This is a genomic window from Pseudomonas sp. MD195_PC81_125, from assembly GCF_014060985.1.
Taxonomy (GTDB): Bacteria; Pseudomonadota; Gammaproteobacteria; order Pseudomonadales; family Pseudomonadaceae; genus Aquipseudomonas; species Aquipseudomonas parakoreensis.
The window spans coordinates 1-11,795 of the sequence record NZ_JABULD010000350.1 but is presented as its reverse complement, the minus strand read 5'-3'; the positions used below and the strand labels follow the sequence as shown (position 1 = coordinate 11,795).

Here is an 11,795-nt window from a genome sequence, read left to right as displayed (position 1 = left end):
ATMCCTGTAGGAGCTGCCGAAGGCTGCGATCTTTTGATCTTGCTACTTAACGACGACGGTCCAGCGAGTACACAAACGGCGCCACAATTTCGATCGAGCCGTTGTTCAGCATATCGGCCGGTGGCTTGGGCAGCGGTTGCGCGCGACGGATCATTTCCAGGGTGGCCCGATCCAGGTCGGCGTTGCCCGAGCGGCCGACCAGTTCGAACGACAACACATTGCCTTCAGCGTCGACGACGAAACGCAAACGGTTCACGCCTTCCTTGCCGCGAGCCTGCGCACTGGCCGGATACTTCTTGTACTTGCCCAAGTGCGCGAGCAGGGTGTTTTGCCAGCTGGCCTTGGCGGCCATTTGTGCGGGCGACGGTCCAGGTGCCGGCTGGGCGGATTTCTCCGTCGGTGCCTGGGTCGGCTGCGTCTCCGCCGGTTTTTCCTCGGAAGGTTTTTCCTTCACCGGCTCCGGTTTTTTTCTCCACCGGTTTGGGCGGCTGCGGTTTCGGCTTTGGCTTGGGTTTGGGCTTTGGTACGGCAATCTCGGCCTTGGGTGCTTCAGCCAGTTTCGGAATCGGCAATTCTTCGACCGGAGCCGGTGGCTGCGGCGGTGTGACGACTTTCGGCGGAGCAGGCGGTGGCGGGGTCGGAACCGGTGCCAGCTCGACCATCATTGCCTGCGGCGGCAGTTCGATGGGCGGGCGGGCGGTCCAGTTCAGCGCCAGCGCGATGGCCAGCGCGTGAACGCCCAGCACCACGGCCAGGCTACCGCTGTAACGCGTCAGCTTATGGCGCGTCGTGATCATTTCTTGGCTGCGCTCTCAAGGCCCACCAGACCGACCTTCAGGTAACCGGCCGAGCGCAGTTTATCCATCACGCTCATCAGGTCGCCGTAGTCCACACCCTTGTCGGCCTGGAAGAAGATGGTGGTGTCTTTTTTGCCCTGGGTCTTGGCGTCGAGCGTTGCGCCGAGGGTATCGGCGTTGACTTCGTCGTCGCCGATGTACAGGCGCTGATCAGCTTTAACGCTGAGGAACACCGGTTTCTCCGGGCGCGGCGCCGGTTTGGCGGTCGAGGCCGGCAGGTCGACCTTGATGTCCACGGTGGCCAGTGGCGCGGCCACCATGAAGATGATCAACAGCACCAGCATTACGTCGATGAACGGCGTGACGTTGATTTCGTGGTTCTCGGCCAGATCGTCGTCTGCGCCTTCTTTCAAATGCAGGCCCATGGCCGATTACCCCACTTTCACCATGTGTGGTTGCGAGCTGCTGCGCTCAGGCTGGTGATCGAGGTCACGGCTGACCAGCAACAGGACCTGCGCCGAAGCGTCGGACACCTGCGCCTTGTAGCCGGCGATGGAGCGGGCGAACACGTTGTAGATCACCACCGCAGGAATCGCAGCAACCAGACCCAGCGCGGTGGCCAGCAGCGCTTCGGCGATACCCGGCGCCACAACGGCGAGGTTGGTGGTCTGGGTCTTGGCGATGCCGATGAAGCTGTTCATGATGCCCCACACGGTGCCGAACAGGCCGACGAACGGCGCGGTGGAACCGATGGTGGCGAGGACGCCGGTGCCGCTGCTCATGTTGCGGCCACAGGCGGCGACCAGACGCTCGAGGCGGAAGCTGACGCGCTCCTTGATGCCTTCTTTCTCGCGGCTGTTGACCGACAGGCGCATCTCTTCGAGCGCGTCGTGCACCAGCAGGTTGGCGAGGGTGCCTTCCTTTGCCGCAGTGGCGCTGGCTTCCTTGAGGGTGGCGGCTTTCTTCAGAGCCGCGATTTCACCACGCAGACGCCGCTTGGCGCCCATCAGCTCGAAGCCTTTGGCGATCCAGATGGTCCAGGTGATGATGGAAGCGATGGCCAGACCGATCATCACGATTTTCACAATGATGTCGGCGTTCTGGTACATGCCCCATGGCGACAGGTCGTGGGCCATGCTCAAGGTGTTGTCGGGTTCGAGCACTTCAGGGGCATCTGCCGGGGCGGCGTCTACTGCCTGCACCGGGTCGGTGGTGGCTGGCGCGGCTGCAGTTGGTGCGTGCTGTTCGGTGGCAGCCGGAGCGGTTGGCGCTTGTGCGTCGGCGAAAGCGGCGGTCGGTGCCAGCATCAGGCTGAGCAGCAGGGCCGCCACTGCGCTGAAGGCGCGAGGTCGTTTGGTTGGCGAAGCGGGGTTTTGATTACGTGTCATGCTGGCCGGACCTGAGGTAGAAAAACGGTAATGCTCTTCCAGGCCTCGTAAGGCCGAGAACAAAAGTGGGGTGCATTATTGCAAGTAATTCTTGTTAACAAAAGTAATAGAGTTTCTTTTTTTCCTTCATTGCTAGCCGTTCGTCCTGTACGAGGGCTAGTCTGTTCCTTTCATTTGGGAGTTTTTTGATGTCCGCGCCTTCTGTTTTGATTGCCGGTTGTGGTGATGTCGGCAGTCGTCTGGCTACGCAATTGTTGGCCGCCGGCTGGGAGGTGCAGGGTCTGCGCCGTGATGTGTCGCGTTTGCCGGACGGCGTCATTGGCGTTGCTGGTGATTTGTTCAAGGAAGATTGCCCGGAAAACTGGCCATTCGGGGCGGTGGACTATCTGGTGTATTGCGCGGCGGCGACCGATCACGATGAAGCCGGTTATCGCGCTGCCTACGTACAGGGTTTGCAGAATGTGCTGAGCTGGCTGAATGACTTTGGCCAGGTGCCTGAGCGACTGCTGTTCGTGTCCAGCAGCAGCGTGTACGGGCAGCAGGAAGGGGAGTGGGTCGACGAGCATTCAGAGACTGTCGCCAGCGGATACTCCGGGCAGGTGATGCTCGAGGCTGAGCAAGTGGCGCTGAACAGCGGTATCCCGGCGAGCATCGTGCGCCTGACCGGTATCTACGGCCCGGGGCGTGAGTGGCTGCTGACTCAGGTGCGTCGTGGTTATCGGGTGGTGGTCGAGCCGCCGCTGTACGGCAATCGTATCCATGCTGATGACGCGGCGGGGCTGATGGCGTTTCTGCTACAGGCGGCTGATCGGGGCGAGACGTTGCAGGATGTTTATATCGGTGTGGACGATGCGCCGGCACCGCTGGCCGAAGTGGTCGCCTGGCTGCGGGAGTATCTGGGGGTTACCGAATGGGCTGACGACGCCAGCGTACGCCGCACTGGCAGTAAACGCTGCAGCAATGCTCGTGCGAAGGCGCTGGGCTGGACGCCGAAATATCCGAGTTACCGCGAAGGTTATGCGGCGATTCTTGAAGGCAAGTGCTGACTTTCTGACGCCACAAACCACTGTGGGAGCGGGCTTGCCCGCGATGGCGGCTTGGCAGTCAACTAAAGTGTTGAGTCTGATGGCCTCATCGCGGTCAAGCTTGCTCCCACAGGGTTATGTATTGTTCTCAGGCGCGGTTACTGTTTCTCAAGCAACCACTTGCGCTCACCCGGGGTGAACTGCGGCATTTCATCCGCCAGCGCGGTATTCACTGCCTGGAAAATTTCCAGTGCCTTGCCTTTGCGGGCAAAGATCCAGTTGTTGCCCTGGCCGTTGAGCTGCAGCCACATGCTGTCGTGGTCGCTGTTCATCGAAGCGCAGTCGCCTGCCAGGCACAGCGCATAGCGGTCGGCGCCGGGCAGGCCGGACACCTGGCCGTCGGCCTGGAATTGCACGGTGTTGCCTTCGCCGTCGCCGCTGGCAATCTTCCAGCTGCCGCCCAGGTAAGCCGAATACAGTGCGCGTTCGAAGCTGGCACCGATTGGCGCGCCTTCCGGTACGGGGATTTGTGCGCGGTCGAACAACTGGTCGGGTTCGTTCTCGGTGGCGGCTTGTTTCATCCGGCCGCCGTCGCGTTTCAGCTCGCTGCCGGAGCTGCCATAGAAGTCGACTTTCCAGGCGCCGGACTGTTCGCCCTGCAGCCGTCCTTCGACGTTCTCGAAACCGTTGGTGTAGCGGGCCTGACCGGCCTTGGTGTTGACGTCCCACTCCAGGTTCGGGCCATAGGCCTGAAGCGCTTCGCGCAGGGGACCGCCCTTGGCAGCGGCATCGATCGCCACCTGGTTGATCCAGGTGCCGCTGATGTCACGGTCGGCGGGGTCGCTGGCACAGCCGCCGAGGAAAATGGCGAGCAGCGAGAGAGCAAGCGCTTTGCGCATGGTGGAATCCTTTCAAAACCTTTTCTTTACCGCAGAGCAGTCGGCGCAGCGGTTGAAGGCTGCGCCGTGTGCATTACTCGATGACCAGGATGGCATCCATTTCGACTTGCGAACCCTTCGGCAGGGCTGCAACGCCGATGGCGGCGCGGGCCGGATAAGGCTGGTCGAAGTATTTGCCCATGATTTCGTTGACCTTGGCGAAGTGGCTCAGGTCGGTGAGGAAGATGTTCAGCTTGACGATGTCCTTGAACGAACCACCGGCAGCTTCAGCCACGGCTTTGAGGTTCTCGAACACCTGGACGGTCTGGGCTTCGAAGCCTTCAACCAGCTCCATGGTCTTAGGGTCCAGAGGAATCTGGCCCGACATGTAGACAGTATTGCCGGCCTTGATCGCCTGGGAGTAAGTACCGATGGCGGCTGGGGCCTTGTCGCTGGTGATAACAGTCTTGGTCATGTATGACTCCTTGTTAGGTGTGAATTAGGCACGCATGCGGGTGATGCGGATGACCCCGGTCAGGGCGCGCAGTTTCTTGATCACGCGGGCCAGGTGCACACGGTCGTGGACGCTGACCACCAGTTGGACGACGCTGATGCGGCCATCGCGCTCATCCATGCTGATTTTCTCGATATTGCCGTCGGCCGCGTTGACGCTGCTGGCCAGCAGCGCGATCAGGCCGCGCTGGTGCTCCAGCTCGACGCGCAGCTCGACGTTGAATTCGCCGGTGACATCCTTGGCCCACGAGAGCTGGATACATTTTTCCGGGTTGTGCCTGATTTCGCTGATGTTGCGGCAGTTGTCCAGGTGCACGACCATGCCTTTGCCCGCCGACAGGTGGCCGACAATCGGGTCGCCCGGGATCGGTGTGCAGCACTTGGCGTAGCTCAGCACCAGGCCTTCTGTACCGCGAATCGCCAGCGGCCCTTCCGGACTCGGCAGCTGCTCGCCTTCGCCGAGCAGACGGCGCGCCACGACATAGGCCATGCGGTTGCCCAGGCCGATGTCTTCGAGCAAATCTTCGATCAGCTCCAGGCGATATTCGGCGAGCATTGCCTTGACACGCTCGGCCGGGATCTTCTCCAGCGCGCTGTCGAAACCGTTGAGCACTTTGTTCAGCAGGCGTTCGCCAAGGCTTATGGACTCGGAGCGGCGCTGCAGTTTCAGCGCGTGCCGGATGTGCGTGCGCGCCTTGCCGGTGACCACGAAGTTGAGCCACGCCGGGTTCGGCCGTGCGCCGGGCGCGCTGACGATCTCGACCGTGGAGCCGCTTTGCAGCGGTTCGGACAGCGGTGCGAGGCGGCGGTTGATCCGGCAGGCGATGCAACTGTTGCCGACGTCGGTGTGCACCGCGTAGGCAAAGTCGACCGCCGTGGAGCCTTTGGGCAGCTCCATGATCCGGCCTTTGGGCGTGAACACATAGACCTCGTCCGGGAACAGGTCAATCTTCACGCTCTCGATGAATTCCAGCGAGTTGCCGGCACGTTGCTGCATTTCCAGCACGCCTTTGACCCACTGGCGGGCGCGGGCGTGAGTGCCTTTCGGCTGCTCGTCACCGCTGGACTTGTACAGCCAGTGGGCGGCAATGCCGTTGTTGGCCATCTCTTCCATTTCGCGGGTGCGGATCTGGATCTCGATCGGCACGCCGTGCATGCCGAACAGCGTGGTGTGCAGCGATTGATAGCCGTTGGCCTTGGGGATCGCGATGTAATCCTTGAAGCGCCCCGGCAACGGTTTGTACAAATTATGCACAGCACCCAGCACGCGGTAGCAGGTATCGACCTTGTCGACGATGATCCGGAACGCGTAGACGTCCATGATCTCGTTGAAGGCTCGACGCTTGCCGCGCATTTTCTTGTAGATGCCGTAGAGGTGTTTCTGGCGTCCGCTGACTTCGCCCTGGATGCCGTCGATGGCGAGGCAATGGCCGAGGGATTCTTCGATCTTGTTGACGATTTCCTTGCGGTTGCCCCGGGCGCGTTTGACCGCCTGGTAGATCCGCGCGGAACGCATCGGGTGCATCGCCTTGAAGCCGAGGTCTTCGAACTCGATACGAATCGCGTGCATGCCCAGCCGGTTGGCGATGGGCGCGTAGATTTCGAGGGTTTCCTTGGCGATGCGGCGGCGTTTTTCCCCGGACAACACCTCCAGCGTGCGCATGTTGTGCAGGCGGTCGGCGAGTTTGACCAGGATCACGCGAATGTCGCGGGCCATGGCCATGGCCATTTTCTGGAAGTTCTCGGCCTGGGCTTCGGCCTTGGTCTCGAAGTTCATCTGGGTCAGTTTGCTGACCCCGTCGACCAGTTCGGCCACGGTTTCACCGAACTGCGCTTGCAGCGCTTCCTTGGCGATACCGGTGTCTTCGATCACGTCATGCAGCATCGCCGCCATCAGGCTCTGATGGTCCATGTGCATGTCGGCAAGAATATTCGCCACCGCAAGCGGATGCGTGACGTACGCCTCGCCGCTGCGACGGCGCTGACCGTCATGGGCTTGCTCGGCGTAGAAATACGCTCGGCGGACCAGGTTGACCTGGTCGTTGCCGAGGTAGGTCGATAAGCGATCGGCGAGGGCGTCTATGCTCGGCATGATGACTCCTGCCGTAGGCTGTGTTCCCGCGCCGTGCTACGTCGACCAGGCATAGGCTTAGACGGCCTCGTTGGACTCGTCCTCGAAAGCAGCGAAGAGCGGTTCATCCTGGACGATTTCCTGCTCGGCGATGAACTCATAGCTCATCAGGCCTTCAGCGATTTCACGCAGGGCGACAACGGTCGGCTTGTCGTTTTCCCACTGGACCAGTGGCTCTTTGCCGCCGGTGGCCAGTTGACGGGCACGCTTGGTAGAGAGCATGACCAGCTCAAAGCGGTTTTCCACGTGTTCTAGGCAGTCTTCAACGGTTACGCGGGCCATGGTATTCCTCGGAGCGAATGCAATATGCGCGCTGCCCGGTTGGGCGAGCGGACTCAACAGTTTAAAAAATCACCAGCGATTAGGGAAGCGCTGATTTTTTGACCAGACCCTTCAACGCGCTGCAGGCACCAATGTAAAGCGCTTGCAGCGGTTTTGGGAAGTGCTGATTAACCCAGCAATTCAGCCAGCAATCTGCCGAAACGCACTTGCTGGCGCTTCTGCTGCAGCTGATTGGCACGGAAAATCGCTTTCAGATCGTCCAGCGCGTGGGCGAAATCATCGTTGATGATCAGGTAATCGTATTCGACGTAGTGGCTCATCTCGCTGACTGCTTCGCGCATCCGGCCGTCGATGATCTCGTCGCTGTCCTGGCCACGGTTGGTCAGGCGCTGGTGCAGGGCTTGCAGCGACGGCGGCAGGATGAAGATCGAGCGGGCTTGCGGCATCAACTTGCGGACCTGCTCGGCGCCTTGCCAGTCGATCTCCAGAATCAGGTCGTGGCCTTCATCCAGCGTCTGCTGCAGGCGGCTTTGCGAGGTGCCGTAGAAGTTGCCGAAGACTTCGGCGCGTTCGAGGAAGTCGCCGTGTTCGCCCATCTTCACGAACTCTTCGCGGGTCACGAAGTGATAGTTCACGCCATCCACTTCGCCCGGGCGCATGGCGCGGGTGGTGTGGGAAATCGAGACGCGGATTTCCGGGTTGGTGTCGGTCAACGCCTTGACCAGGCTGCTCTTGCCCGCACCCGAAGGGGCGGAAATGATGTACAGGGTGCCGGTGTGGTGGGTCATGTCTGTTGCCTTACTCAATATTCTGCACTTGTTCGCGCATCTGCTCGATCAACACCTTGAGGTTGACGGCGGCCTGGGTGCTGCGCGGGTCGAAGGCCTTGGAGCCCAGTGTGTTGGCTTCGCGGTTGAGTTCCTGCATCAGGAAGTCGAGGCGCCGGCCAGCAGCACCGCCGGACTTGAGCACCCGGCGGACTTCAATGATGTGGGTGCTCAGGCGATCCAGTTCTTCGGCCACATCGCTCTTTTGCGCGAGCATGACCATTTCCTGTTCCAGACGCTGCGGATCCAGTTCGGCCTTCATGTCGGCGAAGCGGTCGAGCACTTTCTGGCGCTGGGTCGCGAGCATCTGCGGCACCAGTTCACGCAGGGTCACGACGTCTTCTTCTATGGAGGTCAGGCGCTCGTTGATCAGGCGTGCCAGTTCCGCGCCTTCGCGCTCGCGGCCGGCCTTGAGTTCCTTGAGACCTTGATTGAACAGGGCCAGCGCATCGGTATTCAGCGCCTGTGGATCAGTCGCGTCGGCCACCAGCACGCCGGGCCAGGCCAGTACTTCCAGCGGGTTCAGTGCCGCCGGGTTGTTGATCAGTCCGGCAACGGTCTCGGCGGCGGCGACCAATTGCGCGGCGCGCTCGCGGTCGACCTGCAACGGCTTGCCGGTGCTTTCTTCGGTGAAGCGCAGGGTGCATTCCAGTTTGCCCCGCGACAGGCCCTGACGCAGGGCTTCACGCACGGCGCCTTCGAGGTCGCGGAACGACTCCGGCAGGCGCAGGTGCGGTTCCAGATAGCGACTGTTGACCGAGCGCAGTTCCCAGCTCAGGGTGCCCTGGGCGCCGGCTTTCTCAACGCGGGCGAAGGCGGTCATGCTGTGCACCATGGCGGTGACCTCGCAATGCAGATCGGCGCAGAAGGGATGTTCCGCAGGCTCGATATCAATGAATTTAAGCCGACTGGCAGCAAAGGCGCAGGATTGTAGCGCAGTGCGGCGGATGCGCCCAAACACACGGTGTGACAAAGGGCTGCAGGCCGTCGGTTATGCGTGTTTCAGGGCCGTGGGTCGACGGCCGGAATTTTTAACCCGTGCCCAGGCGCGGTGCAGCGCTCTATAATGCTCGGCAGTTTTCCGTCCCCAGTACAGGTATTCCCTATGAAACGTCCAAGTGGTCGCGCTGCCGATCAGCTCCGCTCGATCCGCATTACCCGCAACTACACCAAACACGCCGAGGGATCCGTACTGGTCGAATTCGGTGATACCAAAGTCATCTGCACCGTCAGCGTCGAAAACGGCGTGCCGCGTTTCCTCAAGGGCCAGGGCCAGGGCTGGTTGACCGCCGAGTACGGCATGCTGCCGCGTGCCACTGGCGAGCGTAACCAGCGTGAAGCGAGCCGTGGCAAGCAGGGCGGTCGCACCCTGGAAATCCAGCGCCTGATCGGCCGCTCCCTGCGCGCTGCGCTGGACATGTCCAAGCTGGGCGACGTGACCCTGTACGTCGACTGCGACGTGATCCAGGCTGACGGCGGCACCCGCACCGCCTCCATCACTGGTGCCATGGTCGCCCTGGTTGATGCACTGAAAGTGATCAAGAAGCGTGGCGGCCTCAAGGGCGGCGACCCGCTCAAGCAAATGATCGGCGCGGTGTCGGTCGGCATGTATCAGGGCGAGCCGGTGCTGGATCTGGACTATCTTGAAGATTCCGCCGCCGAGACTGACCTCAACGTGGTGATGACCAGCACCGGTGGCTTCATCGAGGTCCAGGGCACTGCCGAAGGCGCGCCGTTCCAGCCTGAGGATCTGAACGCCATGCTGGAACTGGCGAAGAAAGGCATGAACGAAATCTTCGAACTGCAAAAGGCCGCACTGGCCGACTGAGCAGGTTCGTAACCCGCAAGGAGGATGCGATGAGTGATGAGCAAGAGTTGCTGCCCAAACCGAGCCAGGAGGTTCGCCAATGGGCGATGTTTTGTCACTTGTCCGCCTTGCTGGGGATCTGGATTCCGTTCGGCAACCTGATCGGGCCGCTGATTCTGTGGCAGATGAAGCGCGAAACTGATCCGTTCATCGACGCTCAGGGCAAAGAGGCGCTGAACTTTCAGATCACCGTGGCGATTGCTGCCGCGATCTCTCTGCTGCTGATGGTGTTGATCATCGGCTTCTTCTTGCTGGGCCTGCTGGCCATCGGGGCGCTGGTGTTGACGATCATTGCCGGGGTGAAGGCGAACGAAGGGTACCCCTACCGTTATCCGTTTACCTGGCGCTTGATCAAATAACGATCAGCACAAATGACCTGTAATCAGCGCGCACAAAAAAGCCGACAGCGATGTCGGCTTTTTTGCATCCACGAATCGACGCTTAGATGGTCAGCGTCCAGTCGTAGTCGACGATCAGCGGCGCGTGCTGCGAGAACCGCGGCTGACGCGGCAGGCGTGCACTGCGCACGAAGCGCCGCAGGCCCGGGGTCAGGATCTGGTAGTCGAAACGCCAGCCCAGATTGAGCATCTCGGCCTGTTCGTTGTCCGGCCACCAGCTGTACTGATCGCCTTCGCGGCTGACTTCGCGCAGGGCATCGACGTAGCCCATGTTGCCGACAATCTCGTCCATCCAGGCGCGTTCTGGCGCCAGGAAGCCCGGGGATTGCTGACTGTCGCGCCAGTTCTTGATGTCGAGCTTCTGCTGCGCCACGTACAGCGAGCCACAATAAATGTACTCGCGACGTTTACGCCGCTGCTTGTCCAGGTACTTGCCGAAATCGTCCATGAGCTTGAACTTCTGGTTCAAGTCCTCATCACCGTTCATCCCCGAAGGAAGCAGCAAGGTAGCAATACTGACTTTGTCGAAATCTGCTTGCAGGTAGCGCCCGTAGCGGTCGGCCGTCTCGAAACCGAGACCGCTGATGACAGCCTTCGGTTGCAACCGCGAATACAAAGCCACGCCACCTTGGGCAGGGACTTCAGCATCGCAGGCATAAAGGAAGTAGCCATCCAGTTGGAAGGCTGGGTCATCCAGTTCAAAGGCGGAGGCACGGGTGTCCTGCAGGCAGATGACGTCGGCATTCTGAGCTTGCAGCCAACTGAGCAAACCACGCTCGACTGCCGCCTGAATACCATTGACGTTCACACTGATGATCCGCATAAATGGCCCCAAAAATCGCGTGCGTGTATGATACACGGCGTCAAGCTAATTAGCTAAATCCGTGGTATTTGGGGTTTTTTTCATGCAAGCGTATCAGCGCGATTTCATTCGTTTTGCCATCGATCGCGGCGTTTTGCGCTTCGGTGAGTTCACCCTGAAGTCCGGGCGCACCAGTCCTTACTTCTTCAACGCCGGCCTGTTCAACACGGGATCGGCCCTGGCGCAACTGGGGCGTTTCTACGCGGCAGCCATCGCCGAAAGCGGCATATCCTTCGACGTCCTGTTTGGCCCGGCCTACAAAGGCATCCCGCTGGCGGCAACCACTGCCGTCGCGCTGGCCGAGCATCACGACCGCGACCTGCCGTGGTGCTTCAACCGCAAGGAAGCCAAGGCCCACGGCGAAGGCGGCAGTCTGGTCGGCGCACCGCTGACCGGAGACGTGCTGATCATCGACGACGTGATCACCGCCGGCACCGCGATCCGTGAAGTGATGCAGATCATCGCGTCCCAAGACGGCGCCAAGGCTGCTGGCGTGTTGATCGCCCTGAATCGTCAGGAGCGTGGCAACGGCGAGTTGTCGGCAATCCAGGAAGTCGAGCGTGATTTCGGTATTCCGGTGATCAGCATCGTTTCGCTGAACCAGGTGCTGGAATTCCTCGCTGACGATCCGCAGCTCAAGCAGCATCTGCCAGCTGTGGAAGCGTACCGCGCCCAGTTCGGCGTCTGACCGACTGGTGCCAAACCTGTGGGAGCGAGCTTGCTCGCGAATGCGGTGATTCAGCTTGCATCAATGTTGAATGTGCCGCCGTCTTCGCGAGCGAGCTCGCTCCCACAAAGTTTGCGATGATAAAAAAGACCCCGCTCAG

13 protein-coding genes and 1 pseudogene are annotated in these 11,795 nt (G+C 60.9%); 4 read left to right on the top strand and 10 right to left on the bottom strand.

The window, feature by feature from the left end; genetic code table 11:
* Positions 1 to 46 precede the first annotated feature (46 nt).
* From HT737_RS14700 to exbB, 3 genes and pseudogenes are all read right to left on the bottom strand, one after another.
* Positions 47 to 797 (bottom strand): annotated as a pseudogene (locus tag HT737_RS14700) (energy transducer TonB).
* Positions 794 to 1,222 (bottom strand): TonB system transport protein ExbD, encoded by a 429-nt coding sequence (gene exbD, locus HT737_RS14695; protein ID WP_041071566.1) that lies wholly within the window; start codon positions 1,220 to 1,222, stop codon positions 794 to 796. The pseudogene HT737_RS14700 and the gene exbD overlap by 4 nt, the downstream one beginning before the upstream one ends.
* Positions 1,223 to 1,228: 6 nt before the next feature.
* Positions 1,229 to 2,185: a tonB-system energizer ExbB gene (gene exbB, locus HT737_RS14690; protein ID WP_182403032.1), complete on the bottom strand. Its 957-nt coding sequence runs from the start codon at positions 2,183 to 2,185 to the stop codon at positions 1,229 to 1,231.
* Positions 2,186 to 2,373: 188 nt separating this feature from the next.
* On the opposite strand from exbB, the gene HT737_RS14685 reads away from it, so the two are divergent.
* Complete coding sequence (locus tag HT737_RS14685; protein ID WP_182403030.1) at positions 2,374 to 3,231, top strand: SDR family oxidoreductase; 858 nt, start codon at positions 2,374 to 2,376, stop codon at positions 3,229 to 3,231.
* A 137-nt stretch (positions 3,232 to 3,368) separates the two neighbouring features.
* On the opposite strand, the gene HT737_RS14680 is transcribed toward HT737_RS14685, so the two are convergent.
* From HT737_RS14680 to HT737_RS14655, 6 genes are all read right to left on the bottom strand, one after another.
* Positions 3,369 to 4,109, bottom strand: a complete 741-nt coding sequence (locus HT737_RS14680; RefSeq protein WP_027610405.1) for a hypothetical protein — start codon at positions 4,107 to 4,109, stop codon at positions 3,369 to 3,371.
* Between the two features lie 73 nt (positions 4,110 to 4,182).
* A complete protein-coding gene (locus HT737_RS14675; protein ID WP_003229509.1) occupies positions 4,183 to 4,563 on the bottom strand; it encodes a RidA family protein in 381 nt (126 codons plus the stop codon).
* Between the two features lie 24 nt (positions 4,564 to 4,587).
* The gene (gene spoT / locus HT737_RS14670; RefSeq protein WP_041071922.1) at positions 4,588 to 6,693 is read right to left on the bottom strand and encodes a bifunctional GTP diphosphokinase/guanosine-3',5'-bis pyrophosphate 3'-pyrophosphohydrolase; all 2,106 of its coding nucleotides are present in this window, start codon (positions 6,691 to 6,693) and stop codon (positions 4,588 to 4,590) included.
* A 57-nt stretch (positions 6,694 to 6,750) separates the two neighbouring features.
* A complete protein-coding gene (gene rpoZ / locus HT737_RS14665) occupies positions 6,751 to 7,014 on the bottom strand; it encodes a DNA-directed RNA polymerase subunit omega (protein WP_008030604.1) in 264 nt (87 codons plus the stop codon).
* A gap of 167 nt (positions 7,015 to 7,181) precedes the next feature.
* Positions 7,182 to 7,802 carry a guanylate kinase gene (gene gmk / locus HT737_RS14660; protein WP_041071927.1) on the bottom strand — a complete coding sequence of 207 codons (621 nt, stop codon included), beginning with the start codon at positions 7,800 to 7,802 and terminating at the stop codon, positions 7,182 to 7,184.
* Positions 7,803 to 7,812: 10 nt separating this feature from the next.
* Positions 7,813 to 8,676, bottom strand: a complete 864-nt coding sequence (locus HT737_RS14655) for a YicC/YloC family endoribonuclease (protein ID WP_182403028.1) — start codon at positions 8,674 to 8,676, stop codon at positions 7,813 to 7,815.
* A gap of 270 nt (positions 8,677 to 8,946) precedes the next feature.
* Between HT737_RS14655 and rph the strand changes: the two genes are divergently transcribed.
* A complete protein-coding gene (gene rph, locus HT737_RS14650; protein WP_027610407.1) occupies positions 8,947 to 9,669 on the top strand; it encodes a ribonuclease PH in 723 nt (240 codons plus the stop codon).
* A 29-nt stretch (positions 9,670 to 9,698) separates the two neighbouring features.
* Positions 9,699 to 10,067, top strand: a complete 369-nt coding sequence (locus HT737_RS14645) for a DUF4870 domain-containing protein (RefSeq protein ID WP_121182738.1) — start codon at positions 9,699 to 9,701, stop codon at positions 10,065 to 10,067.
* An 82-nt stretch (positions 10,068 to 10,149) separates the two neighbouring features.
* Here the strand turns inward: HT737_RS14645 and HT737_RS14640 are convergent, their stop codons facing one another.
* Positions 10,150 to 10,929 carry an exodeoxyribonuclease III gene (locus tag HT737_RS14640; RefSeq protein WP_007920349.1) on the bottom strand — a complete coding sequence of 260 codons (780 nt, stop codon included), beginning with the start codon at positions 10,927 to 10,929 and terminating at the stop codon, positions 10,150 to 10,152.
* 82 nt (positions 10,930 to 11,011) lie between these two features.
* Between HT737_RS14640 and pyrE the strand changes: the two genes are divergently transcribed.
* Positions 11,012 to 11,656 (top strand): orotate phosphoribosyltransferase, encoded by a 645-nt coding sequence (gene pyrE, locus HT737_RS14635; RefSeq protein ID WP_041071932.1) that lies wholly within the window; start codon positions 11,012 to 11,014, stop codon positions 11,654 to 11,656.
* Positions 11,657 to 11,795: the final 139 nt, after the last annotated feature.

Coding starts and splice junctions, on each gene's coding strand:
- rph (WP_027610407.1), top strand. CDS start 8,947: ATGAAACGTCCAAGTGGTCGCGCTGCCGATCAGCTCCGCTCGATCCGC.
- HT737_RS14645 (WP_121182738.1), top strand. CDS start 9,699: ATGAGTGATGAGCAAGAGTTGCTGCCCAAACCGAGCCAGGAGGTTCGC.
- HT737_RS14655 (WP_182403028.1), bottom strand. CDS start 8,676: ATGGTGCACAGCATGACCGCCTTCGCCCGCGTTGAGAAAGCCGGCGCC.
- rpoZ (WP_008030604.1), bottom strand. CDS start 7,014: ATGGCCCGCGTAACCGTTGAAGACTGCCTAGAACACGTGGAAAACCGC.
- spoT (WP_041071922.1), bottom strand. CDS start 6,693: ATGCCGAGCATAGACGCCCTCGCCGATCGCTTATCGACCTACCTCGGC.
- pyrE (WP_041071932.1), top strand. CDS start 11,012: ATGCAAGCGTATCAGCGCGATTTCATTCGTTTTGCCATCGATCGCGGC.
- gmk (WP_041071927.1), bottom strand. CDS start 7,802: ATGACCCACCACACCGGCACCCTGTACATCATTTCCGCCCCTTCGGGT.
- HT737_RS14675 (WP_003229509.1), bottom strand. CDS start 4,563: ATGACCAAGACTGTTATCACCAGCGACAAGGCCCCAGCCGCCATCGGT.
- exbB (WP_182403032.1), bottom strand. CDS start 2,185: ATGACACGTAATCAAAACCCCGCTTCGCCAACCAAACGACCTCGCGCC.
- HT737_RS14680 (WP_027610405.1), bottom strand. CDS start 4,109: ATGCGCAAAGCGCTTGCTCTCTCGCTGCTCGCCATTTTCCTCGGCGGC.
- HT737_RS14640 (WP_007920349.1), bottom strand. CDS start 10,929: ATGCGGATCATCAGTGTGAACGTCAATGGTATTCAGGCGGCAGTCGAG.
- exbD (WP_041071566.1), bottom strand. CDS start 1,222: ATGGGCCTGCATTTGAAAGAAGGCGCAGACGACGATCTGGCCGAGAAC.
- HT737_RS14685 (WP_182403030.1), top strand. CDS start 2,374: ATGTCCGCGCCTTCTGTTTTGATTGCCGGTTGTGGTGATGTCGGCAGT.